Here is a 24,683-nt window from a genome sequence, read left to right as displayed (position 1 = left end):
CTTAGTAACATTTTAACTGAGTGATCGCGCCTTCACTTCCCCTCTGCGCAAAATATGTTATAATGGGGTTTGTGCCTGGAGGCCCGCTCCCCAGTGCATAACGAAATTGAAGAAGAAATCCGTGCTTATTCCTACGGGAATACACGGGAGAGGTTCGAGAACTCCCTCTATAAAAAACTATAAATGCCCTGCCTTGATTCGGCGGGTTCTTCGCGCTCGCATGCCCGTTTGCTGAACGGCAACGGAGTCGCAGCGCCAAGGACACCCTGCCGGTCGAAATGGGCTTGTTTTTTTGTGACCAGTTCAAGAACTCTCTTTCTTCTATCACAATGGGCCGGGAACGAAGGATTCCTGCTTCACTATTAAAGAAGACGGAGGGTTTTTTTATGCTTAAAAAGGAAAAAGCGGTTGTTGTGTTCAGCGGCGGTCAAGACAGCACAACCTGTCTGTTCTGGGCGATCCAGCAATTCGGCGAGGTTGAGGCCGTGACGTTTGATTATGGCCAACGCCATAAGCTGGAGATCGAATGCGCGAAATCGATTACCGCTGAGCTTGGGATCAAGCACACCGTACTGGATATGAGCCTGCTTGGGCAATTAACGGCCAATGCTTTGACGCGCAGTGACATTGCGATCGAGCATCAGGAGGGGGAGCTGCCAAGCACGTTTGTGGACGGCCGCAACCATCTCTTCCTCAGCTTTGCTGCCGTACTCGCCAAAGGCGTAGGTGCCAAGCATATCGTCACCGGCGTCTGCGAGACCGACTTCAGCGGTTATCCCGACTGCCGCGACGTGTTTGTGAAATCGCTGAACGTGACTTTGAATTTGGCGATGGATTACGAGTTTGTGATCCATACGCCGCTCATGTGGATCGACAAAGCAGAGACCTGGAAGCTAGCCGATGAGCTTGGAGCCTTTGATTTCGTGCGCGAACGGACGCTTACCTGCTACAACGGTATCATCGGCGATGGCTGCGGCGAATGCCCGGCCTGCAAGCTGAGAAAAGCTGGACTGGACAAATACTTGCTGGAACGCCAGGAGGCGAATTCACGATGAACCGGACACCGGGGGAATTTCGCATCGTTGAAGCGCTGCAGAAGCTGGACCAGGACATCCGCCGGGACCAGCTACGTTACCACCGCCGCCGGGTGCTGGTGAGCAAGGAATTCACTTTTGATGCCGCGCACCACCTGCATGCGTATGACGGCAAATGCAAAAACCTGCACGGCCACACGTACAAAGTGGTGTTTGGCATCAGCGGCCGGCCGGATGAGATCGGCATGACCGTTGATTTTGGCACGATCAAGGAGATTTGGAAGAACGAAATTGAAGCTTATCTGGACCATCGTTACATTAATGAAACGCTGCCGCCGATGAATACCACCGCCGAAAATATGGTGGTGTGGCTGTTCGAGAAGATGGAGGAGGCGCTGCAATCGGAAGCTTATCGCAATCCGGTGCTGGAGGCCCGGACGGAGTTCGTCCGCCTCTATGAGACGCCAACCAGCTATGCGGAAGCGAGACGGGAGTGGATGCAGGATGAGTAAGGAAGCGACCACACAAGAGCACCGCGAGCTGCCGATCCCCGTCATGGAGATCTTTGGCCCCACCTTACAAGGCGAGGGTATGGTGATCGGACAGAAGACGATGTTCGTCCGCACAGCCGGCTGCGATTATCGCTGCTCTTGGTGCGACTCCGCCTTCACCTGGGACGGCAGCGCGAAGGAGATGATCCGCCGCCTGACCCCGGCGGAAATCCTTGGCGAGCTGCGCGACATCGGCGGCGACCGTTTCTCCCACGTCACCTTGTCCGGCGGCAACCCCGCCCTCCTGTCGCAGCTGGCCAGCTTGGTGGAGCTGCTTCACGCCGAAGGCATCACCGTCGCAGTCGAGACGCAAGGCTCGCGTTGGCAGGATTGGCTGGCCGAGGTCGACCAGGTGACTCTGTCGCCGAAGCCGCCAAGCTCGGGCATGGACACCAACTGGGACGTGCTGGACGATATCGTCGCTAGGCTGGCTGCCCGGCCTCACCCGCTCGCCGTCAGCTTGAAGGTCGTCGTGTTTGACGATGACGATCTGGCTTACGCCAAGCGGGTGCACACTCGCTACCCCAACGTGCCGATGTACGTGCAGGTGGGCAACCCGGACGTGAAGCGGATGGACATCCAGGAGCATGCGTCCGACCTGCTGCGCCGCTACGAAGCGCTCATCGACAAGGTAATGGCCACGCCGGACCTGAACAATGTCCGGGTGCTGCCGCAGCTCCACGCCCTCGTCTGGGGCAACAAACGCGGCGTGTAGCGGAAGTTCAAAAATCGGCTTTCGATCACGAGGCGAATTCGAGGGTGCAGGTTCGACGTCGAATCTTGAATTCAGCCGAGCCTTCCGTTGCTCACATAGCTCCTAGCTATGCTCCGCTACTCAGTCTCTAGCTTCATCCAACCTTCTCGGTGCTCCAAACCCGATTTTTGAACCTTCATTGAAACGGCAGTTCATCAATCGGCTTTCGATCACGAGGCGGATTCGAGGAGGCTGGTTCGGCATCGAATCTTGAATGCAGCCGAGACCTCCACCCCGCGGCTAACGGACACCAGAGACGTTATTTGAGGCTCCGAGGGAGCTTTCCAAATCTACCGGACTCAGTAGACCTTATTTTGATGTAAAACAGCACATCGGCTGCGATAAAAGCCAAATAAGGTCGCTGGAGTCCGTTACAACAGGAAATGTCCGGGAAAAAGGCAAATAAGGGCTGTACGGTCCGCTAGATTGCTTTAATGAATATATCTATAAGGAGGGCTTCATATGGCCGGAAGAAAACCCGAAGAAATGCAAGACGTAACCCTGCTGGGCAACCAGGGCGTCAAATATCCTTTTGACTACGCGCCTGAGGTATTAGAGACCTTTGACAATAAACATCCGTACCGTGATTATTTTGTAAAATTCAACTGCCCGGAGTTTACCAGCCTTTGTCCGATCACGGGACAGCCTGACTTCGCCACCATCTACATCAGCTATATTCCCGATATCAAAATGGTGGAAAGCAAGTCGCTCAAGCTCTACCTGTTCAGCTTCCGCAACCATGGCGATTTCCATGAGGACTGTGTGAACATCATCATGAACGATTTGATCAAGCTCATGGATCCGAAATACATCGAAGTCTGGGGCAAATTTACGCCGCGCGGCGGCATCTCCATCGATCCTTACTGCAACTATGGCCGTCCCGGCACCAAGTACGAAGCGATGGCGGAACATCGCCTGCTTAATCATGATATGTATCCGGAAAAAGTCGATAATCGCTAAATCCTTGTCTACGTGGTGTGCGTAACAATGGATCTATCCCCCTGAGAGAGGAGAACCTCATGAAACCAAAAGTGTTTATCTCCCGGCCGATCCCCCCGGAAGTCGAACATTATCTGGCAGAGCATTGTGAAATCCGCAAATGGGAAGGCGACGAACCGATCACCCGCGCCCAACTTCTAGCCAGCTTAAGCGACGTCGAGGGATTGTTGACCGCGGACCGCAGCATCAATCAGGAGCTGTTGGATCATGCTCCCAAATTAAAAGTTGTCAGCAATATCAGCGTTGGCTACAACAACTTTGATCTCGAAGCAATGAAAGCCCGCGGCGTGCTGGGGACCAACACCTCCGCCGTTCTGAATGACACCGTCGCCGACTTGATTTTCGCCTTGATGCTGGACGTCGCCCGCCGGGTATCGGAACTGGACCGATATGTGAAAGCAGGGAAATGGAAACGCGGGGACGGCCAAAACTTGTTTGGTCTTGACGTCCACCATAAGAAGCTTGGCATCATCGGAATGGGCGAAATTGGCGAAGCCGTGGCCCACCGCGGGCAATTCGGCTTTGGGATGCAGGTGTTGTATCACAACCGAAGCCGGAAACCGGAGGCCGAAGCTAGACTGGGTGCGACCTATTGCACCTTGGATGAGCTGCTGAAGGAAGCTGATTTTATCGTGCTAATCACGCCGCTCACACCGGAAACGCGCAAGCTGATCGGCGCTCGGGAATTTGCTTTGATGAAGCCGACGGCCGTGTTCGTCAACGCCTCCAGAGGGGCTACCGTTGATGAGCAAGCGCTGACCGCCGCCTTGCAGAACCGCCAAATCTACGGTGCAGGATTGGATGTGTTCGAGAAGGAACCGATCGATCCGGACCATCCGCTGTTGAAGCTGCCGAACGTAGTAACCTTGCCGCATATCGGCTCAGCGACGGACCAAACTCGCCGGCAAATGGCGATGCGAGCCGCAGAAAACCTGGTGGCTGCCCTCGAAGGCCGAACACCGCCAAGCTTGGTCAAAGAATTGCGACCGGATGCATAAAAAAACTCCCCGGTTACCGTCAGCGCAAGCCGCGCACGGTACCCGGGGAGTTTCTTTTTTATTCCTCTTCATTGAGTAAATCAACCGGCTCGCGGTTCCCTAGTTGTCCGGCCTCAGCGTCTTTGAGCAGCCGCCGCAGCCAATTAAGCTCTGTCCGGGCATGCTCGTAACGTCCCACCATCAAGTGCAGTACGCTCCTTGGCACGATCCCCTGATGTTCTTCGTAAACCTGGTAGCTCAAATTGACCTCATGCTCCGCATTACGAATTCGGTCTTGCAGCATGGCGATCAGCTTCTCCCGATCCCCATGTCTGGCAAATGCCAACGCAACATGCAGCGGATGATAGGCGGACACTTCCTCCTGGAACCGTTCGATCAGCAGTTTCTGAAAATACTCCCGGCCCTTGTCCGTGATCCGGTAGACCGTCTTGTCCGGACGGCCCTCGCCGTAAATCGTCTCCACCGCTTCAATATCTCCCGATTTGGCCAACTGGTCGACGGCGTAATACAGCGAGCCGATTTTGAAATTGCCGTGCTGATCGAGGAACCGATCCCGGATGCGGATGAGCATCTCATAAGGATGCTGATCCTCCTCAAGCAGCAAACCCAAAATACAAAGACGGATCGCTACACCTTTCATTCCCGATTACCCCCGCTGTTCCGACGGCTTTAACGCCTTGCGCTCGATCCGGTCCTTCGGCATGGCGAGTACGACGAGCACGGCGCCAACGGTAGGAACGAGGGCCCACATAAACGTATGCGCAATCGAAGTGGACAACGCCTCTGTAATCTTGTCCAAAATCTCAGGCGGAATCAGCGCTCTTTTCTCGGGGCTTAATGCTTCCTGAGTATCGCCAAAGTTCCCGCCGCCTTGTCCCATTCCAGCAAATGCATCGGCCATCGCCCCCGACATCAGGTTGCGCTGCACGATGCCAAAGATCGTAATCCCCAGCGTCATCCCTAACGATCGAAGGAACGAGTTGGTTGAGGTCGCCGCTCCGCGCTGCCGCATGTCAAAGTGATGCACAGATGCCATGCTGAGCACCGAGAAGGAGAAGCCAACGCCAAATCCGGTCAAGATGCTGTAAAGCGTAAGCAACAAGCGAGACGAATCATTCGTTAACGTACTAAGCGCAAAAATACCGCCAACGAAGCAAATCACCGACAAGCCCATCACCGTGCGATAGGGGATCCGGGAAGCGAGCATCCCGCCCAGCATACTGCCAACCACCGAGCCGATCATCATGGGCATCAGAATAATGCCGGAATTGGTCGCTGAGCCGCCATAGACGCCCTGCACGAAGATTGGAATATATACCGTCGCAACGATAAATACACTCCCGTAAAATAACGCCAACAAACAACTTGTCGCGTAAAGCCGGTTTTTGAACATTTCAAATGAAATGATCGGCTCTTGCGCTTTCGTTTCGTACAGCAGGAACGCGACAAACAGCACGGCAAAACCCGCAAACAATCCCAAAATCACGGCAGAATTCCATGCATATTTCTCGCCGCCCAGTTCCAAGGCAAACATCAGACACACCACGGCGCCAACCAAGGTAAACGCCCCGCCCCAGTCGATCTGCTGCTTCGCATGCGTCAGCGACTCCTTGTAGTAGAGGATAATCAACACCAAAGACACGATGCCGATCGGTACATTAATATAGAAAACCCAATGCCAACTCAGCGAGTCCGTGATAAATGCACCCAGCAACGGGCCAAAAATACTCGACGTGCCAAATACGGCACCCATTAGCCCGGTCATTTTCCCGCGTTGCTCCACCGGGAAGATATCGTAAATGATCGTAAACGCAATCGGCATCAGCGCTCCCCCGCCGATCCCCTGGATCGCCCGGAATATACTCAGCTGCACGATGCTTCCGGCGAGCCCGCATAACACAGAGCCAAGCAAGAACATGGCGATGCCAAATAAGAAGAAGCGTTTCCGGCCATACATATCTGACAGCTTGCCAAAAATCGGCGTCCCCGCCATCACCGTCACCATATAGGCCGAAGTCACCCAAACGAACTGCTCTATCCCACCTAAATCGGCAACGATCGTTCCCATCGCCGTTGTTACGATCGTGTTGTCCATCGCCGACATCAGAATCCCCAGCATCAATCCGAACAAGATGAGCCGGGTCGATTTTTTCGTTGCGGTAGCCAATATCTTCTCTCCTTTGTTTATATTCAAATTTGAATATGATAACCTCTTTCTATTTTATTGAAAATATTTAAAAAGTAAACCTTTTGCCTATAATAGTCATCCGCCTCACCCCTGCCCGCCCGGTGCAACGACTCTAACTATCGTTCCTCCCTGCTTTGGCCTATAATGGAACAAGAGACTGAACGAAAGGAAGTTTTTTGCCAAATGAATAATAAATGGACTGCATTAGAACGCAAAATGCGTGATTCCGGCGTCAATACGCTGCTAATTACGGATCCGAAGCATGTGTATTACCTGACCGGCTTTCTCAGCAATCCGCATGAACGCTTCCTCGGCGCCGTCCTTCAGGCGGGAAGCGAGCCTTTTTTGGTTGTCCCTGCACTGGATGAAGAGGCTGCCCGTAAAGCGGCGAACGTAACGGAGATCCTTACCCATGGCGACACAGATGATCCTTACGCGATCTTGAAGCAACGACTTGGGGGCTCGCTAGGGACGCTGGGCTTTGAGAAGGAGCAAGTCTCGGTGGCAAATTTTGAGCGGATGCAGGAGAAGCTCTCCTTCTCCGAATCAGTTGACATTGGACCTTGGCTTCGGGACATGCGGGTGCGGAAAAGCCCGGAAGAGGTTGGAAAAATCAAACATGCCGTAGATCTGATCGAACAGGTGCTCAGCGAATCGCTGAAAAAAGTAAAGGAAGGCGTAACCGAAAATGAGCTGGTTGCAGAAGTCGAGTACCAAATCCGCAAGCTTGGTGCAGACGGACCTTCCTTCGATTCCATGGTGCTGTCCGGCGAGAAAACCGCCCTGCCGCATGGCGTCCCCGGTGATCGGCAAATCCGGCGCGGCGACCTGCTGATGTTTGACATCGGCGTTTATGCGGATGGCTACGCCTCCGACATTACGCGTACCTTTGCGGTGGGCGAGCTATCTGAGGAACTGGTCCGGATTTATGAAACGGTGCTGGCAGCTAACGAAGCTGCGATTGCCGCCATTCGGCCAGGTGTCACCTTCGCCTCTATTGACCGCGCCGCCCGCGAAGTAATCGAAGCTGCCGGCTATGGACCTTATTTTATCCATCGCCTTGGCCATGGGCTGGGGATCGACGTACACGAGTTCCCATCGGTTCATGGGGAGAACGATTTTCTTCTCGCAGAAGGCCACGTCTTTACGGTTGAACCTGGCATTTATGTGCCTGGCGTCGGAGGAGTTCGTATCGAAGACGACGTTCTAGTCACCGCAACCGGCGTTGAAGTTCTCACTTCTTATCCCAAACAATTAACCCATATCTAACATGATACGTTACTTTTCTACTCAAAGAGCTCTGGTGATCTGCAAAAAGGGTCGCAGGGCTCTCTTTTTATCCATTTTCCGATAGATTTAGACGTTTTTTTTGAAACTTTTTACGAAAACCAAAAAAAGTAGTATTTTTTTCATTTTCAAAGGACCTTTTTTCCTATAAAATGATACTTATGAACCGCTGGTTAAAAAGAATAGAGAGACAGCCAAGCGTATACATCACATTTTTAAAGGGGAAACGGAGAGGATTCTCGTGTTCAATGTCATTAATCGCTCCATCAGCCGCAGATTGATGAGTACCTATGCGGTGATTATTGTCGTATCTTCACTTTTATTTAGCGTCAGCTTTTATAACATCTCTATGGGGATCATTGAGCAAAATGTGCTGCCACAGTTCGATAAAGTGCTGCAAACTAGTACTCAAGACATCTTCAAAAGGTTAGATACGACCCAATCCCTGCAATTGCTCAGCGGTAAAGATAACTCCCGTTTTGCGGTGGAATCGTATTTGACGAAGAGCACTAAGGACTACAACTTGAGCACTGCTTATTTACTACATATTCAAGATGACGGCGCTACAGTTCTGGCGACGAATGAGAACTCGGAGATGACCCCCGGCGACAAGCTGGAGCTTCAGCCGGCCATGACCGCTGCGGCCAATGGCGGGGTACAAATCAGTGAGTTGTATACCGACAAATTCGGCTCGCACAAAACAGCTTTCATCGCGATTCCCGGCAGCAAAGCGATGCTCGCCGTGGGCCTTGACGCTACCTTCATCGATAAGAAGAAAGACCAAATTTTATACATCTGTATCGGCATCACCTTACTTGTCATTGTGGTGGGCATGGCCGCAGCGTATTTTGCAAGTACGCGAATCACGAAGCCAATTCGCAAGCTGGTGAAGGTCACGGAGCAAATGGCTGGCGGAGACTTCCGTCATACCATCGAAGTGAAAGGACATGACGAAATTGCCCAACTCGCCGGAAGCTTCCAAACGATGACGCTTCAGCTCAAAAACATGTTCGCTGCAGTGATGCAAACGTCCCAAGTGGTCGTAGACGGATCTGAGAACTTATCCCGATCGGTGACAACGTTTGAAGATTTGATTGCCCGTTCCAATGCAGCTACGAAGGAAATCGAAGCGGGCAGCATGACGATTGCTTCCGCAGCAGCCGAAAACGCCCGTGCGATGGAAGAAATTTCGCAAGGTGTACAGCATATTGCGTCTTCGTCTGCCGAAGTCACGGAACGGATTGGACAAGCTGCAGAGGAGGCTGACGCCGGAAATCATTTGGCGCAAACAGCGGTTACGCAAATGCAGCATGTCGAAGATGCGGCTAATCGCACGTTGGAGCATATCCGCACGCTGAATGATCGTTCCGAGTCCATTTCGAACGTGGTAGGTACCATTACAGAAATTACGAAGCAAATTAATATTTTGGCGCTGAACGCGGCGATTGAAGCTGCACGTGCCGGCGAACACGGCAAAGGCTTTGCTGTCGTGGCCGAGGAAGTTCGTAAGCTGGCTGAACAGTCCCGCCGAGCGATGGAGGAAATCGGCGAGAACCTGCTCAGTATCCGAGAAGAATCGGAAAATTCGGTCAACGCCATGCAGCGGGCCAGCGAGGAAATCGTCTCCGGAACCGAACGGGTGAAGCAAGCGGGTCAAGCGTTTGAACAATTAACGAAGCTGATTCAGAACGTGAACTTGACGATTCAATCGGTTTCAGCCTCCACCCAAGAGGTATCTGCCGGTACCGAGGAAGTCACCGCATCGGTAGAGGAATCGGCCAATATTACCGCCAAATCGCTGGAGAACATGGAGCAAATCAGCAGCTACTCGCAGCAACAGCTGGACGAAATGGAAGCGCACGCGCGTACAGTTCGCTCACTGTATGAGCAGGCGTTGTCGTTGCAGGAATCGATTGCAAAATTCCGGATCTGACTCTAAAAATAAAACGTACCCTTCACGTTCCCCTGATCGGGGAAACGGAAAGGGTACGTTTTGTTTTATCCCTTAAATCGTCACTGGGCTTGCAGAAGCCGCATCTTCTGTTGTCTGATCCGATTGCGTATCCGCCTTCGAATCCAGCTTCTTTTCCGGCTTCTTCCAGTACGCTTCACTGCCTGGCAAATCGTCAAACCAGGTCGCATCATCCGGGCAAGGCAAAATCATAAACTTGCCGTATTCACCGTCCCGGGACTGATGATACTTGAGATAGGCCTGCCCGTTTTCGATAGCCAGGATTTCGATTTTTCCTGAAGAATGACTCATCGATAATCGCACGCGCTTTCCAAGCCCTGAAGTACGGGCTTTCGCTTCCTCTACTAGCTCATACGCTCGTTTCAATGGGATGACAAAGTCAGCATTTCCGGCTACGGGACGATTAATAAAGAAATAGTACGGAGTGACGCCAGCCCAAGATAAGCGATCTAGCAATTCACCAAGCACGGCCGCATCATCGTTGATGCCTTTGAGAATCGGCGTTTGATTGACCACGATAGCCCCGGCGTCGTGCAGCGCCTGGAACCCTCTTTTGGCCTCAGGGGTAATTTCGCGCGGATGATTGATATGCGCCATAACATAAATCCGTTGATCAACGGTGGAGAACTCCCGAATCAGATCCAGCAACTCCGGATCTTCATAAATACGCATAGGATTAAACACAGGAATTTTGGAACCGAGGCGGATGATTTTTACATGCTCAATAGCTCTTAGCCGCTCGAGAATCGAACGCAGCTTTCTGGTCGCTAAGATCAAGCTGTCACCGCCGGTTAACAGGACGTTATTAATCTCCGGATGCTGTGCGATGTACTCAATGCCAGGTGTGACATCCGCCATCGCTTCCTTCACATCGTTGCGGAATAACCGTTTACGGAAGCAGTATCGGCAATAGGAGCCGCAAACCTCGGACACAATCAGCAGCGCGGTCGTTCGATATTTGTGCTGGCAGCCAGGCACCACGTAGTTCGCCGCTTCGTCAGAAGCGTCCCAGCGCCCATATTCCTTCAGTTCTCCCGTATTGGGGATCACCAACTTGCGGATCGGGTCCTCCGGATCATTCCAGTCGATCAAACTCAAATAGTAGTCGTTCACCCGAAAAACAAATTTGTCGGTAATCGGTTTCAAGTCCTGCCGCTCCTGCTCGGACAACTGGCTCACCTTGGCAATATCGGTGATGTACTTCGGACTAGCCATAAATCCTCTCCTCCTTTATTAGTACGATGCGTAAAGAAGAAGCTCGAAACTTGCAGTGAATGCGAGTACTCCGCCGAATGCTCGGGTCAAAGGTCTTGCAGAACGCAAAAAGACCCCGCTTCAAAGAACAGGGTCATTAAATGATGACTGAAATAATATTAAAAATGACCCATCCACTGCAAACGAGGTTAGCTGACGGGCTCGGGAAGATGGTTCCCTACGTTAAACTTGCAACGATTCGCCCCAAAAGATTGGTTCCCCCGCTTTTCGACTTTACCCATCGAAAATTAAGCGTACTTTTATCCTACCTTATCCTTACCCAATTTGTCAAAGCTTACCTTGGATCCCAATAATGTCGTAAATGAGATTCATGCGCAAATGCCTGCGAACCTGCTCCGCTAACCGATCGAAGGCTTCCTCCTTCCGTGAGGAAGAAACAAAGGTGACGTTCAAAGGTTCCAGCCCTTTGCTCGTACGCAGTCCGTCCAGCCAAGCACGTCGCCAGGCATCATTATGGAACACTCCGTGCAGATACGTCCCAAACACCCTGCCATCGGCGCGGGCTGCGCCTTCCGGATGTGTTTGCGTCTCAGCCTGTTCTAACTCCGGGGCTGTCCCTGACCCTTGTACTGGCTCCTCATTGACCCGAAGCATAAATAAGGGACGAGTGTCCCGCAACTGCTGGGTTGATCCGGCATGAATCTCATAGCCTGAGATCGGCAGCTCCTGGTTCTGAGGATGCAATGCGATCGGATGGTCCTCGCACGTATATCCGTGCACGCGCACCGTTTTTTTACCTGGGAGAAAGGTTGTAGCCAAGGGGAGCAGGCCCAGACCCAATGCCGACCTCGGTTCATTGGACTCTACGCCTTCAGGGTCATGCAGTTGTTCGCCCAGCATTTGATATCCGCCGCAAATTCCGACCAGCTGGGTGTGCGTCCCCTCATCGATCAGGTTGCAAACTGCCCCTGCCAGCCCTTGCCCGCGCAAAAATTCCAGATCGCTGATCGTATCCTTGGTCCCCGGCAAAATCACCACATCGGGATGTCCAAGTTCTGACAGCTTGCTTACATAACGTAACGATACGTCCGGTTCGGCTGCCAACGGGTCAAAATCCGTGAAGTTAGAAATATGCGGATAACGGATAACGGCGATATCCAGCTCCTGCGTTGCGGATGGCGCTGAACGAGCTGGATAGGTATCCAGGACAACGGAATCCTCCGCTTCGATCTCCAGATTATTTAGGTAGGGGAGAACTCCAAGTACGGGGATTCCGGTCCGCTGCTCCAGCCAATCCAGGCCAGGCTGCAGCAGAGACAGATCGCCGCGAAACTTATTGATAATGAACCCTTTTACGCGAGCGCGTTCGTGCGGTTCAAGCAGCTCCAGGGTACCAACAAGAAAGGCAAACACCCCGCCACGGTCGATATCCCCCACCAAAATCACGGGAGCATCCGCCCATTCGGCCAAGTTCATGTTAACGATATCCCGTTGCTTCAGGTTGATCTCCGCTGGGCTTCCAGCCCCCTCGATCACCACAATGCCATGCCTATCGCGGAGCCGACCGAGCGCTTCCATGACCAGCGGCTTGGCGTGGGGCAGAAACTCCTCACGATAATCAGATGCGCTAAGGTGACGGTAAGGACGCCCATGTACAACAATCTGCGAGTGCATGTTCCCAGTTGGCTTGATCAGTACCGGGTTCATTTCGGTGGTGGCAGTGATGCCGCAAGCCTCTGCCTGAATGCCTTGGGCCCGTCCAATCTCTTGACCGTCCGCCGTAACATACGAGTTCAAGGCCATATTTTGTGACTTGAACGGAGCCGGTCGAAGCCCATCCTGCGCAAAAATACGACACAGTGCCGTCACGATCACACTCTTCCCCACGTCAGACGCTGTCCCTTGAACCATGAGCACAGCCCCTGATGCTGTTGGTTCGCTTTTTGCCCAATCCTGATCCCAAAGCTTCTTATGCTTTTCGCCCATCGCGCGTTCCCTCCTTCCCAATCCGTACGTGTAGTACCATGTCTCGTCAGGCCCTTTTGCACCTTTATCCCTTTTGTTCAGGGGAGTGGTAATTCCGCACGCTTTTTCACCATTATCCCCTTCGTTCAGCCAGTGGTAATTCCGCACGCTTTTTCACCATTATCCCTTTCACTCAGCCGGTGGTGCTTGCCCAACATGTTTCTCCGCTTCCAGCTGTCCGTCTTTATCTCTTAGGTACCTTATTTCGCCTTCCCAACTCTAACCTTCTTGATTCTGATTCAAGGGGATAATGGTGCAAAGAAGCCCGCAGCAACATAAATTATCCCTTTCGCCCAGTTAGCTTGCAGAGACGTGCTCGATTGCCGCTATGCTACCTACTGCCGACCTATACTCACTTTGGAATACCGATGGATCTCTCGATCTAGTTCTACCTTTCTCTTCTCCTTGGTTCTGATCCAAGGGGATAATGGTGCAAAAGCGCCCAAAGCCAAAGGTCTCCCTTCCGCCTAAAGCGCCTCTGACCTTGAAATATCAATTTGAAAAGATCAGCACCGCAAGCAGCAACAGGACAGCTTCCAACCCTTCGCCCAGCGCCCCGTAGGTATCGCCGGTCAAACCGCCGAGCTTGGCATTGATTCGTCGAGCGGCCCAAGTTCCCGCCGCCCAGGCGATAAAGGGAGACAGGCCGATAAACAGCAGCGATCGCAGCAAAGCCGATTCCTCCATTCCTCCCAGCAACACGAGCAAAGTGAGCAGCAACACTACAACGGATATCGTCACCGCCATGATGGTGCTCCCCCAGGCATCCCGTTCACTGAAGCCGTGGAATTGCGCAGCCAATCCCTCACCTTGCCGGGCCATGGGCCAGCGGTGCATCGCCCGGGTCATAAACCACCGGCTCCACAGAGGTGCCAGCCATATCGCCAGCCCTGACGTCAGCAGGCCCCCTTGGAAGAGCGAGGTCAGCAGCGAGGCTTTGAGCATCAGCAATAGGACGCAGGCCAGCACGCCCATGGCGCCTACCCGGCTGTCTTTCATGATCTCAAGCATCTTGTCGCGTGACCGGTAGCTCAGCAGTCCGTCGGCCGTATCCATCCAACCGTCCAAATGCAAACCTCCAGTTAATCCAACCCAAATCAATAAGGAAAGGATGGCTGCCGGGTACGAAGGAAGCAGCCAGTCGGCAAGCAAGCCGCCTGCCCAGACGACAGCGCCGATTGCTGCTCCGACAAGCGGATAATAGGGGATACTGCGCCGCAGCAAGTCCGTTGTAAAATCCAGTTCAGCCCGTACCGGAAAGCGTGACAGAAACTGGAAGGCCGCCAAGATCGGCTGCAGAGCTCCATGCTTACCCGCCCCGGAGGGCGCTTTGTGCTCTGGTCCGTTCGTCATAAGCGATACTCCCTGCTTTTCAACTCGATGGGGATGCCGGCGGTAACCAGAAACACCTGATCCGCGATTGACGCTATTTTTCGGTTCAACTGCCCGGCCCAATCCCGATATTGTCGGCCAAGCGGATACTCCGGCACGATTCCGCTGCCAACCTCGTTTGTAACCATCACCAAAGTGCCGACAAAAGCCTCGACCGCAGCGATCAACCGCTCAATTTCCCGCGTCATAACGGCGTCCACAGCATCGGCCCCTTCTCCTGCCCCAAGCAGCACGTTCGACAACCACAACGTCAGGCAGTCGATCAACACCACGGGACCGGCGACTTCGGCAGCCGTGCTCTCCTTCGCAACCGGCCGTTCACCCAACTTATGCAGCAGCTCTGCAAGTTCGAGCGGCGCTTCATGCGTCGTCCAGTTGAACCCGCTTTGCTCCCGCTGGAGCTGATGCAGACGGATGCGTTCTTTCATCTCGTCGTCAAAAGCTTGCGCCGTTGCGACGTAATCCGCGGATGTTGCCTGTTTCATGACCCAACGTTCAGCAAACGTGCTTTTGCCGCTGCGGGCTCCGCCGGTCACCAGGATCTTCATCACTTGATCCCCCCGCCATTTTCTTCACCGGACGCGACACCCGCGCTTTCGAACGTCGCCATTTCGGCAACGATCCGGCATGCTGCATCAACGAGGTGAAGCGCCAGTACGCCGCCTGTGCCTTCCCCAAGCCGCATGTCCAGCTCCAGCATTGGGTTCAGGCCTAGCGCCTGCAGAAGCGCACGATGTCCCTGCTCGTGGGAGACGTGGGATGCGATGAGATAGTCGGCGGCTTTCGGCTCAAGGCGCACCGCTAGCAGCGCGGACACAGTAGAAATAAAGCCGTCGATCACGACGGGACAGCGATGAGCCGCAGCTCCCAGAATAACGCCGGTCATTCCGGCAATCTCCAGGCCGCCGACCTTAGCCAGCACGTCCAGCGGATCGTTGGCATCTGGACGGTTTACCTCCAGTGCCCGCTCCACGACGGAAATTTTGTGCCGAAGCCGTTCATCGTTGACCCCGGTTCCACGACCAACGCTCTGCTGCGGTGCGATCCCCGTCAGGCTGCTCATAATTGCGGCGCTAGCTGTAGTATTACCGATGCCCATCTCCCCTGTGACAAACAGTCGAACGCCTTGAGACACTGCATCAGCGACCACCTCAGCCCCAACGCGAATGGCAGCTTCAGCTTCCTCCCGGCTCATCGCCGGTCCCTTAGCCATATTTCCTGTCCCGTAACGCAGCTTACGTTGCAGCAACCCCGGGTGCGACATTTCTGCATTTACCCCGATATCGACGCAAACGACATCGGCTGAAGCTTGACGTGCCAGCACATTTACGGCAGCGCCTCCGGCCAAAAAGTTATGTACCATCTGGGGTGTCACTTCCGCCGGAAACGCGCTGACCCCTTCCTCACAGACCCCGTGATCCGCTGCCATCACGATCACCGACCGTTTGTCAAACACAGGACGGACTTTCCCCGTGATCCCTGCCAGCTTCACTGCCAATCCTTCCAACTTCCCGAGACTTCCCGGCGGCTTCGTCAACTGGTCCAAATGGACCTGCGCCGCTTTCATCGCTGCTTCGTCCAAAGGAGTAATTGCTTGCGCAAGCTGTTCGACTGAATTGTATGCCATAACCATATTCCCCTTTTCTGTATTACTGACTCGTACCCTTAACCTAAACTTGCCCGGCGCAGCAATAGCTGCGGAACGTCCGAATCCGGATGAACCACTTGATGGGCCTGAACTCCAAATACGGTTTCAACCAGCTCCGGTGACAAAATGCCGTCCGGCGCGCCTTGCGCCACAATTTGCCCGCCGCTCATCACTAAGAGATGGCTGCAAAACAAGGCAGCCAAATTCAAATCATGCATCACTGAAACGACGGTAAGTCCGGCATCGCGCTGCCATTCGGCCACCAGCTCCATAAATTGCATCTGGTAACGCAAATCCAAATAGGTTGTTGGTTCATCGAGCAGCACCAGCTCGGGCTGCTGAGCCATCACCTTCCCAAGTGCTACCCGCTGGCGTTGCCCCCCGCTAAGCGCACTCAGCGGACGATGCTCCAGCTCCTTCAGGTCGAGACGTTCCATAATTCCATCAATGAGGCGTTCGCCTGCCTTCGCCCCGCCGATCTCCTTGCCGCGCCAATCCTGATGGGCGAACCGCCCCATTTCCACCACTTCACGCACCGTAAAAGCCACAGCCGGAAGCCCGTCCTGCTGAAGGACGGCGACCTTGCGCGACAGCTCCTTGCGCGAATACGACGAAAGCGGTCGTCCGCTCAACGCAATCTCGCCGGCATCCGGCTTCTCCACGCCGGAGATCAAGTTGAGCAAGGTTGTTTTGCCGCTGCCGTTGGGTCCAATCAAGCCCCAAAACTCACCGGAGCCAACCTGCCAGTCCACACCGTGAAGCACCTCCAGCCGGCCAAACGCCTTGGCAACCCCAGACACCTTGATCAACGCAGCTCCTCCTCCCTCTGTTTCTTCTTCCGATACAACAGATACCCAAAGAAAGGCGCCCCCACAAAGGCGGTGACGATGCCCAGCGGGACCTCCGTTGGAGCCAGCAGCGAGCGAGCCGCCAAGTCGCTCCACATCATAAATATCCCGCCGCCCAGCGCCGACAAAGGAATGATCAGCCGATAATCCGGGCCGGTGATCAGACGGATCATATGCGGAACGACCAGGCCTACGAATCCGATTACCCCTGACACGGATACCGCAGCCGCCGTCATCAGTGTAGCAACGAGCAACACAGCTAGTTTGGTTCGTTCTACGGCCATCCCGGAATGGGAGGCTTGACGTTCACCTAAAGTCAGCAGGTTCAAATGTTTAGCCCGGCTCCAAAGGAATAAGGCTCCCAGCAGCAAATACGGCAAAAGGATGGCCGTATACGACCATCCGCGCAAGCTTAAACTGCCCATCGTCCAATAGTAAATTTCATTAATGGTTTTCTTCGACATTGCCGTTAAAAAGGAGACAACAGCCCCTAGGAACGATTGCATCACGACGCCGGACAAAACCAGACTTTCAATCGGCAGCCGTCCGTTCTCTCTAGCCAGCCAAATCACGATCCATAACGTAACCGCCCCCGCCAGGAACGCAACCATCGGAAGCGTAAAGATCCCAAACAGGGAAAACTGCCATCCGAAAAAGATCAGCACCGCCGCACCGATTGCCGAACCTGACGATACGCCCAGTGTAAACGGATCCGCCAGCGGGTTGCGCAGCACCCCTTGGAAGCCGGCGCCCGCTACGGCGAGCGAAGCGCCGACCAGCATCCCGAGCAGCACGCGAGGCAACCGGACCTGGACGACGATTTGCTCGGCTGCCGTCGTCCAATCCGGCGTGATCAGGCGGTCTAACCCCGGGAGCCTGTGCAGCAAGATCGCCGCGATTTCTCCAGCAGGCACATAAACGGAGCCGATGCCGATGCAGAGCAGCAGCGTCACAACCAGGAGCAAGAGCCCGATGACTCCGTATCCGGCGAATTTGCCGCGCTTCATGGCTGGATCAAATCCGGGTGAACCGCCTTGGCCACTTCAATCAGCCCTTGCGTGACGCGAGGGCCCGTACGGCTCAGCAGGTTATCGTCCAGAGCGATAATGCGGTTCTCCTTCACGGCCGTAATTTGGTCCCAGCCTGAACGGCCTTTGATGATGTCCGCTAACGTCTTGTTATTTTCGTCAACAACGCTTTTCGCGTATAAAATGACGTCCGGGTTCGCTTGGATAATTTGTTCCTCATTGATCTCGGACCATCCCTTGACATCGGAAGCAACGTTGATGCCGCCAGCTAACGTGATCATCTCATCCATGAATTCGCCTTTGCCAACCGTCCATCCCGGAGAAAACTCGATGTAGACCTTCTTCTTCTGGTCTTCACTTAGCGAAGCTACCGCATCAGTTACCGTTTGGACCTCTTCCTTCATCTTGCCGACCACTTCAGCAGCTTCAGCCTGATGGTTGGTAATTTCGCCGATCGTCCGAATATGCTCCATTACTTCGTTGATCGTCTTCGGATTGGACTGGAACACTTTATATCCCATATCCGTCAAGTTTTTGACCGTTGCTTCATCGATCAGGCTCGCCGCAAGAATTAGGTCCGGCTGCGCCGCCACGATTGCCTCGACATTCACCTGGAACCCGCCCATCCGCGGTTTGTCCTTCACCGCTTCAGGATAATCATCCAGGTCGGATACGCCAGCGACTTGCTCGTCCAGTCCCAGTGCAAACAGCGTTTCCGTCTCCGAAGGCGCCAGCGAGACGATACGTTCCGGCGCGGCTTCAAACGTAAACTCTTTACCGGTAGAATCAGTGACGGTATAAGGGTAAGTCGTCTCTTGTGCCGCCGAATTGTCCGCCGCCGCGTTCGTTCCAGCGTTTTGCGTCGGTTGTGCAGCGTCCGCTGTGTTCCCTGTCCCCGGGGTGACGGCGTTATTGTTACCGCAGGCCGCAAGCACCAGCAGCAACGCCAGCAGCCACAGGCTTCCTAGTCTTCTCCAGTTTTTCATCTCCAGATCTCCCCTTGCTTTATTTTTCAGTAAATAAAGAAACGCCTTGTGTTCCAGCGGTACGTTGTGCAGCCGGCGGCGAAGAAGTCCGGCTAACCCTCTACCGGCACAAAGAAAAAACCCCAATCCTAGCGGATGGGGTTACGTCTACAAAGTCATGCTGTGCGCACGCAAAGCGGAGAGACTCCACGATGGCAGCGCCAAGCCATGATGCTCTTGGCAGAACGTTATCCTTTCCTCGAAGGACCGTCTTGAATTCCCGTGGCAGGTCTCCTGACTTCCAGGTCTCGACGAAAACTCGCCTTCCCATCTCCCTTCGCGGGCGACAGTGGCATCATGAGCTCGTCCCTGTTTACAGTGGCGGGACCGTGCCGGATTTGCACCGGCTTCCCTTTTAACCCGAAGCGGTACGGCATGCTTCACCGTTGCTCCAGGACCTACGGGCACAAATTGTACGCTTGTCTTAAGGCTTTCTTCTCTATTGGATTATAGGGGAAAAGCGGAGGACTGACAATAACTAATCCGTTATTCCTTTGTTTAGCCCCGTTCTAAAGACAAATCGGCTCCCAGGACACCAATGACTTCACCTTCCCGGACAATCGGCACGGCCAGCGTCATGCAACGCCGCTTGGTGATCGCGGAGATATACACTTCGGAGACAACCGTCTCTCCGGCAATCGCCTGGCGGAACCAGTCCCGTCCTTTGGCGTTAAGCAAGCCGGCTTCCGGAATGGATACGATAAAAGAGCCGTCCTTGCGGTTCGACCAGGCCGCTTCTAGACCAGGCTCTGCGGCTAACAGCTGCTCCAGTGCAGCCCGGTGACTAGCCGGCTCCAGCATGCGGAAACCTGGCTGTTCGGCTGCCTCCAGCAGCTTCCGGGCATAGGCTTGACCAAGGGCCACCGCGTCTTCGCCACCGGCAGCCGGATCCGCCCCGGAATGGACGGAGTTCAATGATACCATCAGTTCGCCCTGGGCCCGATCCAAGCCCACGACCACCGTCTGCAGCTTGGAAATATGCTCTCGCTCCGATTCCATCCGAGCCAGCGCTCCCTCCACATGGGTGATGCTCCGATTGAGAGCCTCATGCACCTCGCTTAGCATCGCCTCCATATTCCGCGTCAGCTCGGCTTGTTCCCGGCTTCGCTGTCCCGCCTCGGCAACCAGCCCGTTCACCTCTGCCACTTCATCCGCAATGAACCGGATGTCCTCCCCCATTCGCTTCATCAGCGAAATTCCTTCCAGGGCCGAGTCACGTCCCTCTATCAGCGTGGACTTCACACGCTCGACATCCGCCGAGATTTGCTGGAACAACGGGGCGGAGGAGTTGATCGCCCTGGTGCTTTGATCCGCCAACTGGCGCATGCGCACGGCGACGACATCGAAACCTTTCCCCTGCTCGCCCAAACGAGCCGCCTCGATCGACGCATTCAGCGCAAGCAACGCGACCTCTGCCGCGATCTCCTCCAAGCTCCGATACAATGCGCCCAGCTTCCGGGTGTTCCCCTCCAGATCCTCCATCGGCCCCACGATCGACTCTTGGGATTGCGCCAAAGAACGAATGGTGCCGTCTACGGTTTCGAGCGCTCCCGCCATACGCATGGCCTCGGCTCGAGTGTTTTCGCTGCGGGTAAGCAAATGCCCCGCTGCGTCATGGATTTGGGAGGCCGAGGCCGCCACCTCTTCCATTGCCGCCAGGCTCTCCTGCACCTGTTCCAGCGAACGTTCGCTGCTTTGCTTGAGCTTCAGATCCTCGGCCGCTGCAGTATCGGCTAATCGTTGCAGCTGCTCGAGGCTCTCGCTCACTTCGCCAACCGCCGCCTGCAGTCGATCCGCCGCCACTAGCGACTCATTGAATACTGCCGTCCAATCGGTTTCCTCCCGCTGGGATTCACCTGTCCCCGAAGGAGAACGCTTGCCCGCCAGCGCCCCGCCTCCCAGTGCTGCCCGCAGGCCGGTTCCAAAGAACAACGAAGACCCCAAGCTGAGCAAAGTAAATAGCACAAGGCAGGGGATATACCATGGCGTCTTTGCCCATAACGCACAAACAGCCAGGACCGCCGTGAAGCCGACACTAAGCCAAGCAGCGATTCTTCCCAACCTTTCGTTCCGATTCATACTCCCACCCCTGATATGTAAATTTTGCTAACATTATAGAATAGGACTAAAGGTATAGAAAGGAAAAATTTAGGCATTCCGAAGTTGGGTGCAAATAATCGACGGAATTCTGTAAATAAGAAAGAGGAATGTAACACAACACGTCACATTCCTCTTTGAACAACCCATACCATCCTATATCTTGGGTGCAATCTTGCGGCATCCTCTCTCGTCTATTCGTTCATTCTCCCATTGTACACCAGAACAGAACGCTCTTCCCTACTTACTCGGTTTGCCGCCGCTGGCCAGCAAAATGTTGATCTTTTGCTGCTGCCGGTATTCATTCGGCGTGACATGATACTTCTTACGGAACATCTGCGCGAAATGACGAATGTCCTGATAGCCGAGGTACTCCGCAATCTCCCCGACCTTCAGCTTCGGGTTTAACAACAGCTGCTTGGCTTGCTCCAGACGGAGCGAGGTCACATATTCCTTGTAGCCAAGTCCGACCTTCTGCTTAAACAACTGGCTGAAATAAGCCGGGTTCAGGAAGACGATGGAAGCGACCTTCTCCAAAGAAAGCTCCTCGTTGTAGTGCTCCTTGATATATTGGAGGGCGACTTCAATCGCTTTCTCCCCGCTGCCCTTCGGCGGATCCAGCAAAGCAACCGGCGAGTTGGAAGCCTGCTTCATCCGCATGACCACCTGCGGCACCGACTGAAAATCGTTGTTTAAACCGGAATGCACGATCTGAAAAGGCACCTTCAAATAGTGCTTCAAATGCGCCTTCACTTCCTCCTGAAACCGTTCGATCCGCTCCGGCTCCCGCGGCGCGATCAGACCCAGCAGGCTCTGGCGGTCATAGCTCACGACAAACCCTCGACCGTGGCGCTCGATCAATTCGGACAACACGTTTTCGACGATAAAATGTTCCAGCCGCACGTCTTTGTCCCCAGCATCCATCTGAACCATCATCAAATAAAAGCTTTGATAGTCCTCGATAAACGGCGTCAAATCCAAATTCCCGATGTCTAACCCCGAGGCTAAACGCTGAAACACACCCTCGCGTAAATATTTCAGATTAGCTCTTAAGAGCTCTTCTTCCTTCGTCAGCTCGCTTTCCTCGCGTACCTCTGCGGCCAGGGTGCTGATAATTTCCTGCAGGCGCGTTTTCCCAATCGGCTTCAACAAGTAATCGCGAGCCCCCAGCCGCACCGCCTCCTGGGCATAGGCGAATTCGCTGTGCGCAGAGATCACCACCCACTTCACTCGAGGAAATCGGCGTTTGGAGATCCGCATAAATTCCAGTCCGTTCATGCCCGGCATCAAAATATCGGTGAGCACAATGTCGAATTGCTTCTCCCCCATCAGCTTCGCGGCTTCCTCTGCTCCTTCCGCCAGTTCAACCCCATAATCCGGATAAATCCGCTTGATCGTTCGCTTAATGCCCTCGCGAATCGCCCGTTCGTCATCCGCAATCAGAATATTCATGTTGCAACGTCCCCCTCCATCGGAAGCGGCAGCACGACGGCTACCCTGGTTCCTTGATCAGGAATGCTCTCGATCTCCAAACCGTAACGTTCACCGAACATATGTTGAAGACGGCGGTGCAAATTTTGCAGCCCTATGCCGCTGCTGCCCGTACCGGATTCCTTCAGGCCGGGGCTGTTGATCGACTGCTTCAACCAGGCAAGCCGTTCGGCCGTCATCCCGTTGCCGTTGTCCTCCACCACGATTTTCAGCACATCTCCAACCTCTTGGGTATATAACTTAAGCACACCTTGGCGTTTAAGCGATTCTAACCCATACTTCACTGCGTTTTCGATAATCGGCTGAACGGTCATCTTGGGCAGCCGAATGTCCAGCCAGCGTTCATCGATGGTCTTCTCCACCCGAAGCCGGCCCTCCAGCCGGATCAAAATAATCGTCAAATAATGGTTAATCTGCTCCAGCTCTTCGCGCAGCGTAACCTTGGCTCCATCCTTCCACTCACTGCTGTAGCGAAACATCGAAGACAGCGATAAGACGAGCTCGCCTAACCGGTCGTTCTCTTTCTCATCAAGCATCCAATAAATCATATCCAGCGTGTTGTACAAAAAATGCGGATTCACCTGCGACTGCAGCGCATGCAACTCGGCGTTCTTCTCACTGACCGAAGAAATCTTCACCCGCTCAATCAGTTCTTCGATCCGGCTGACCATTCGGTTAAACGAGGCGACGAGAATATTAATCTCCTGGTAGGAGGAGACGTTCACCATCCCGCGGAAGTTCCCCATCTCCACCTGCCTCATCTCGCGGATCAGCTTCTTCAGCGGATTCGCAATGGTTCGCGATACGATGCTGGCGACGACAGCCGAGACGATGATCAGAATCGAAATAACGATCAGCAAATACCGCTTCGTCTCCACCAGCTCAACGTTCAAGTCCTGTCGAGGTGTCACGCTGACCACGGACCAATCGGAAAAAGGCAGGCGAGACGCCACCGTAATTCCCGAATCCTCCTGCTCCACAACCAAGCTGTGAGCCGCATCCAGCTTCGGAAGGTCTTCCAGCACCGGTGGCGGTTCGGATAATGAAGAGACCACCTGGCCCTGCTGATTGACGAGATAGACCTCGCTATGCTCGCCCAGCTTGAGATTATCCAATGCACCCAGCACCGGCCCCGGGTTCACCTCGTAAAGCACAATGCCTATCGGTTTATGCTCGTTTAAATCGTAAATTTGCCGGCCAAAGGCAAACACCGGGCTGTCCTCGGCCAAATCGATCAGCGAATGGGAATAGACGCCCAACCATACCAGTTTCCCGGATGAATTTCGGAGCTGGTGATACCAATCCTCCTCGGGATAAGAAGGATCCAGCACATTCATCGAGTTGCCGTAGTTGTATATCTTCCCTCGGTTGGTAATGACGTGAATGCCCACCAAATCGTCACGGGAATAAAAGATCGCTCCAATAATGTTCGTAATCGATTGTTCGTTAATATAGGCTACCGCCGGCTCGTCGGTTTTTTCGTTCAGCAGGCGGATCATCTCAAAATTGTTGGTGATCGACTTCGACAAGCTGTCGTACCCTTCATAAAGCAGGCTAAACAGCCCGACGGTTTGAGCTACGTTTTTCTGCGATAGGTCACTAATTTTCTCGTGATATTGCTCAGTCGTCCGGCTGTAGTAGAGCACGCTGACGATCAGCAAAATGCCCGACATACAAAAAAGAAACAGCAAAAACAACCGATGGTTTATGGAATGAAAGCTGTTTCGCAACTGTTTTCTCCCTCCCAACCCCGTGTCCTGCTGCTCCTTCATTATAAGATGGCTTACTTATTTTGCAAGCGCAATCTTTACCCTTTTACTGCCCCGGCTACCATTCCTTTCGTAATTTGGTTGGACAGGAAGAAATAGATCAAAATGACCGGCAGCGCACCCATGACCAGGAAAGCGCCGATGGCCCCGTAGTTCACGGAATATTGGCTGACGAACGTATACACCCCAAACGGCAGCGTCTTCAGTCGCTCCGACGAAATGAACGTAGCAGCCAAGATATATTCGTTCCAAATCGTGATAAACGTTAAAATACAAACCGTCATCATCGGCGGAACGGACACCGGCAAAATAATGCTGCGGAAGATCCGATAAATGCTCGCTCCGTCGATAAATGCTGATTC

The 24,683-nt window shown here is 53.9% G+C and carries 21 protein-coding genes and 3 riboswitches; of the genes, 7 read left to right on the top strand and 14 right to left on the bottom strand.

What is annotated here, in order from left to right; genetic code table 11:
- Window positions 1-143: 143 nt before the first annotated feature.
- Window positions 144-187, top strand: a riboswitch (PreQ1 riboswitch).
- Window positions 188-386: 199 nt separating this feature from the next.
- The 5 genes from queC to PBA01S_RS17500 all read left to right on the top strand — a co-directional run bounded on the left by queC (window position 387) and on the right by PBA01S_RS17500 (window position 4,336).
- A complete protein-coding gene (gene queC / locus PBA01S_RS17520) occupies window positions 387-1,055 on the top strand; it encodes a 7-cyano-7-deazaguanine synthase QueC (RefSeq protein WP_009226072.1) in 669 nt (222 codons plus the stop codon).
- The gene (gene queD / locus PBA01S_RS17515; RefSeq protein ID WP_009226071.1) at window positions 1,052-1,546 is read left to right on the top strand and encodes a 6-carboxytetrahydropterin synthase QueD; all 495 of its coding nucleotides are present in this window, start codon (window positions 1,052-1,054) and stop codon (window positions 1,544-1,546) included. Before queC ends, queD begins: the two co-directional genes overlap by 4 nt.
- Window positions 1,539-2,300 (top strand): 7-carboxy-7-deazaguanine synthase QueE, encoded by a 762-nt coding sequence (gene queE / locus PBA01S_RS17510; RefSeq protein WP_127576433.1) that lies wholly within the window; start codon window positions 1,539-1,541, stop codon window positions 2,298-2,300. Before queD ends, queE begins: the two co-directional genes overlap by 8 nt.
- 501 nt (window positions 2,301-2,801) lie before the next feature.
- A complete protein-coding gene (gene queF / locus PBA01S_RS17505; RefSeq protein ID WP_009226069.1) occupies window positions 2,802-3,299 on the top strand; it encodes a preQ(1) synthase in 498 nt (165 codons plus the stop codon).
- A 59-nt stretch (window positions 3,300-3,358) separates the two neighbouring features.
- Window positions 3,359-4,336, top strand: a complete 978-nt coding sequence (locus PBA01S_RS17500; RefSeq protein ID WP_028538539.1) for a 2-hydroxyacid dehydrogenase — start codon at window positions 3,359-3,361, stop codon at window positions 4,334-4,336.
- 58 nt (window positions 4,337-4,394) lie between these two features.
- Here the strand turns inward: PBA01S_RS17500 and PBA01S_RS17495 are convergent, their stop codons facing one another.
- Together PBA01S_RS17495 and PBA01S_RS17490 are read right to left on the bottom strand one after the other, a co-directional pair.
- The gene (locus PBA01S_RS17495; RefSeq protein ID WP_028538540.1) at window positions 4,395-4,976 is read right to left on the bottom strand and encodes a PadR family transcriptional regulator; all 582 of its coding nucleotides are present in this window, start codon (window positions 4,974-4,976) and stop codon (window positions 4,395-4,397) included.
- 6 nt (window positions 4,977-4,982) lie between these two features.
- Complete coding sequence (locus tag PBA01S_RS17490) at window positions 4,983-6,506, bottom strand: MDR family MFS transporter (RefSeq protein ID WP_255315383.1); 1,524 nt, start codon at window positions 6,504-6,506, stop codon at window positions 4,983-4,985.
- A gap of 201 nt (window positions 6,507-6,707) precedes the next feature.
- Between PBA01S_RS17490 and PBA01S_RS17485 the strand changes: the two genes are divergently transcribed.
- Entirely contained in the window at window positions 6,708-7,793 is a 1,086-nt protein-coding gene (locus PBA01S_RS17485; RefSeq protein ID WP_028538542.1) for a M24 family metallopeptidase, read from the top strand.
- A gap of 259 nt (window positions 7,794-8,052) precedes the next feature.
- Entirely contained in the window at window positions 8,053-9,744 is a 1,692-nt protein-coding gene (locus tag PBA01S_RS17480; protein WP_028538543.1) for a methyl-accepting chemotaxis protein, read from the top strand.
- Window positions 9,745-9,816: 72 nt separating this feature from the next.
- Here the strand turns inward: PBA01S_RS17480 and PBA01S_RS17475 are convergent, their stop codons facing one another.
- From PBA01S_RS17475 to PBA01S_RS17420, 12 genes are all read right to left on the bottom strand, one after another.
- The gene (locus PBA01S_RS17475) at window positions 9,817-10,998 is read right to left on the bottom strand and encodes a KamA family radical SAM protein (RefSeq protein WP_028538544.1); all 1,182 of its coding nucleotides are present in this window, start codon (window positions 10,996-10,998) and stop codon (window positions 9,817-9,819) included.
- A 162-nt stretch (window positions 10,999-11,160) separates the two neighbouring features.
- A riboswitch (cyclic di-AMP (ydaO/yuaA leader) is annotated at window positions 11,161-11,302 on the bottom strand.
- Between the two features lie 23 nt (window positions 11,303-11,325).
- Window positions 11,326-12,984, bottom strand: a complete 1,659-nt coding sequence (locus tag PBA01S_RS17470) for a cobyric acid synthase (protein ID WP_028538545.1) — start codon at window positions 12,982-12,984, stop codon at window positions 11,326-11,328.
- A 531-nt stretch (window positions 12,985-13,515) separates the two neighbouring features.
- Entirely contained in the window at window positions 13,516-14,376 is an 861-nt protein-coding gene (cobS, locus tag PBA01S_RS17465; RefSeq protein ID WP_051416881.1) for an adenosylcobinamide-GDP ribazoletransferase, read from the bottom strand.
- On the bottom strand, window positions 14,373-14,963 hold the full coding sequence (gene cobU, locus PBA01S_RS17460; protein ID WP_028538547.1) for a bifunctional adenosylcobinamide kinase/adenosylcobinamide-phosphate guanylyltransferase: 591 nt from the start codon (window positions 14,961-14,963) through the stop codon (window positions 14,373-14,375). The genes cobS and cobU overlap by 4 nt, the downstream gene beginning before the upstream one ends.
- Complete coding sequence (gene cobT, locus PBA01S_RS17455) at window positions 14,963-16,042, bottom strand: nicotinate-nucleotide--dimethylbenzimidazole phosphoribosyltransferase (protein ID WP_028538548.1); 1,080 nt, start codon at window positions 16,040-16,042, stop codon at window positions 14,963-14,965. Before cobT ends, cobU begins: the two co-directional genes overlap by 1 nt.
- A 38-nt stretch (window positions 16,043-16,080) precedes the next feature.
- Entirely contained in the window at window positions 16,081-16,872 is a 792-nt protein-coding gene (locus PBA01S_RS17450; RefSeq protein WP_036645964.1) for an ABC transporter ATP-binding protein, read from the bottom strand.
- Entirely contained in the window at window positions 16,869-17,918 is a 1,050-nt protein-coding gene (locus PBA01S_RS17445; protein WP_028538549.1) for a FecCD family ABC transporter permease, read from the bottom strand. The genes PBA01S_RS17450 and PBA01S_RS17445 overlap by 4 nt, the downstream gene beginning before the upstream one ends.
- A complete protein-coding gene (locus PBA01S_RS17440; protein WP_028538550.1) occupies window positions 17,915-18,925 on the bottom strand; it encodes an ABC transporter substrate-binding protein in 1,011 nt (336 codons plus the stop codon). Before PBA01S_RS17440 ends, PBA01S_RS17445 begins: the two co-directional genes overlap by 4 nt.
- Before the next feature lie 246 nt (window positions 18,926-19,171).
- A riboswitch (cobalamin riboswitch) is annotated at window positions 19,172-19,382 on the bottom strand.
- Between the two features lie 80 nt (window positions 19,383-19,462).
- A complete protein-coding gene (locus PBA01S_RS17435) occupies window positions 19,463-21,043 on the bottom strand; it encodes a methyl-accepting chemotaxis protein (protein WP_127576432.1) in 1,581 nt (526 codons plus the stop codon).
- Window positions 21,044-21,301: 258 nt separating this feature from the next.
- Window positions 21,302-22,513 carry a response regulator gene (locus tag PBA01S_RS17430; RefSeq protein ID WP_127576431.1) on the bottom strand — a complete coding sequence of 404 codons (1,212 nt, stop codon included), beginning with the start codon at window positions 22,511-22,513 and terminating at the stop codon, window positions 21,302-21,304.
- Complete coding sequence (locus PBA01S_RS17425) at window positions 22,510-24,282, bottom strand: cache domain-containing sensor histidine kinase (protein WP_127576430.1); 1,773 nt, start codon at window positions 24,280-24,282, stop codon at window positions 22,510-22,512. Before PBA01S_RS17425 ends, PBA01S_RS17430 begins: the two co-directional genes overlap by 4 nt.
- Before the next feature lie 77 nt (window positions 24,283-24,359).
- On the bottom strand, window positions 24,360-24,683 hold a 324-nt coding region (locus tag PBA01S_RS17420), incomplete at its 5' end, for a carbohydrate ABC transporter permease (protein WP_164744187.1).

The sequence above is a fragment of the Paenibacillus barengoltzii NBRC 101215 genome (assembly GCF_004000745.1).
GTDB classification, from domain to species: Bacteria; Bacillota; Bacilli; order Paenibacillales; family Paenibacillaceae; genus Fontibacillus; species Fontibacillus barengoltzii.
This window is presented reverse-complemented; position numbering and strand designations above follow the sequence as displayed.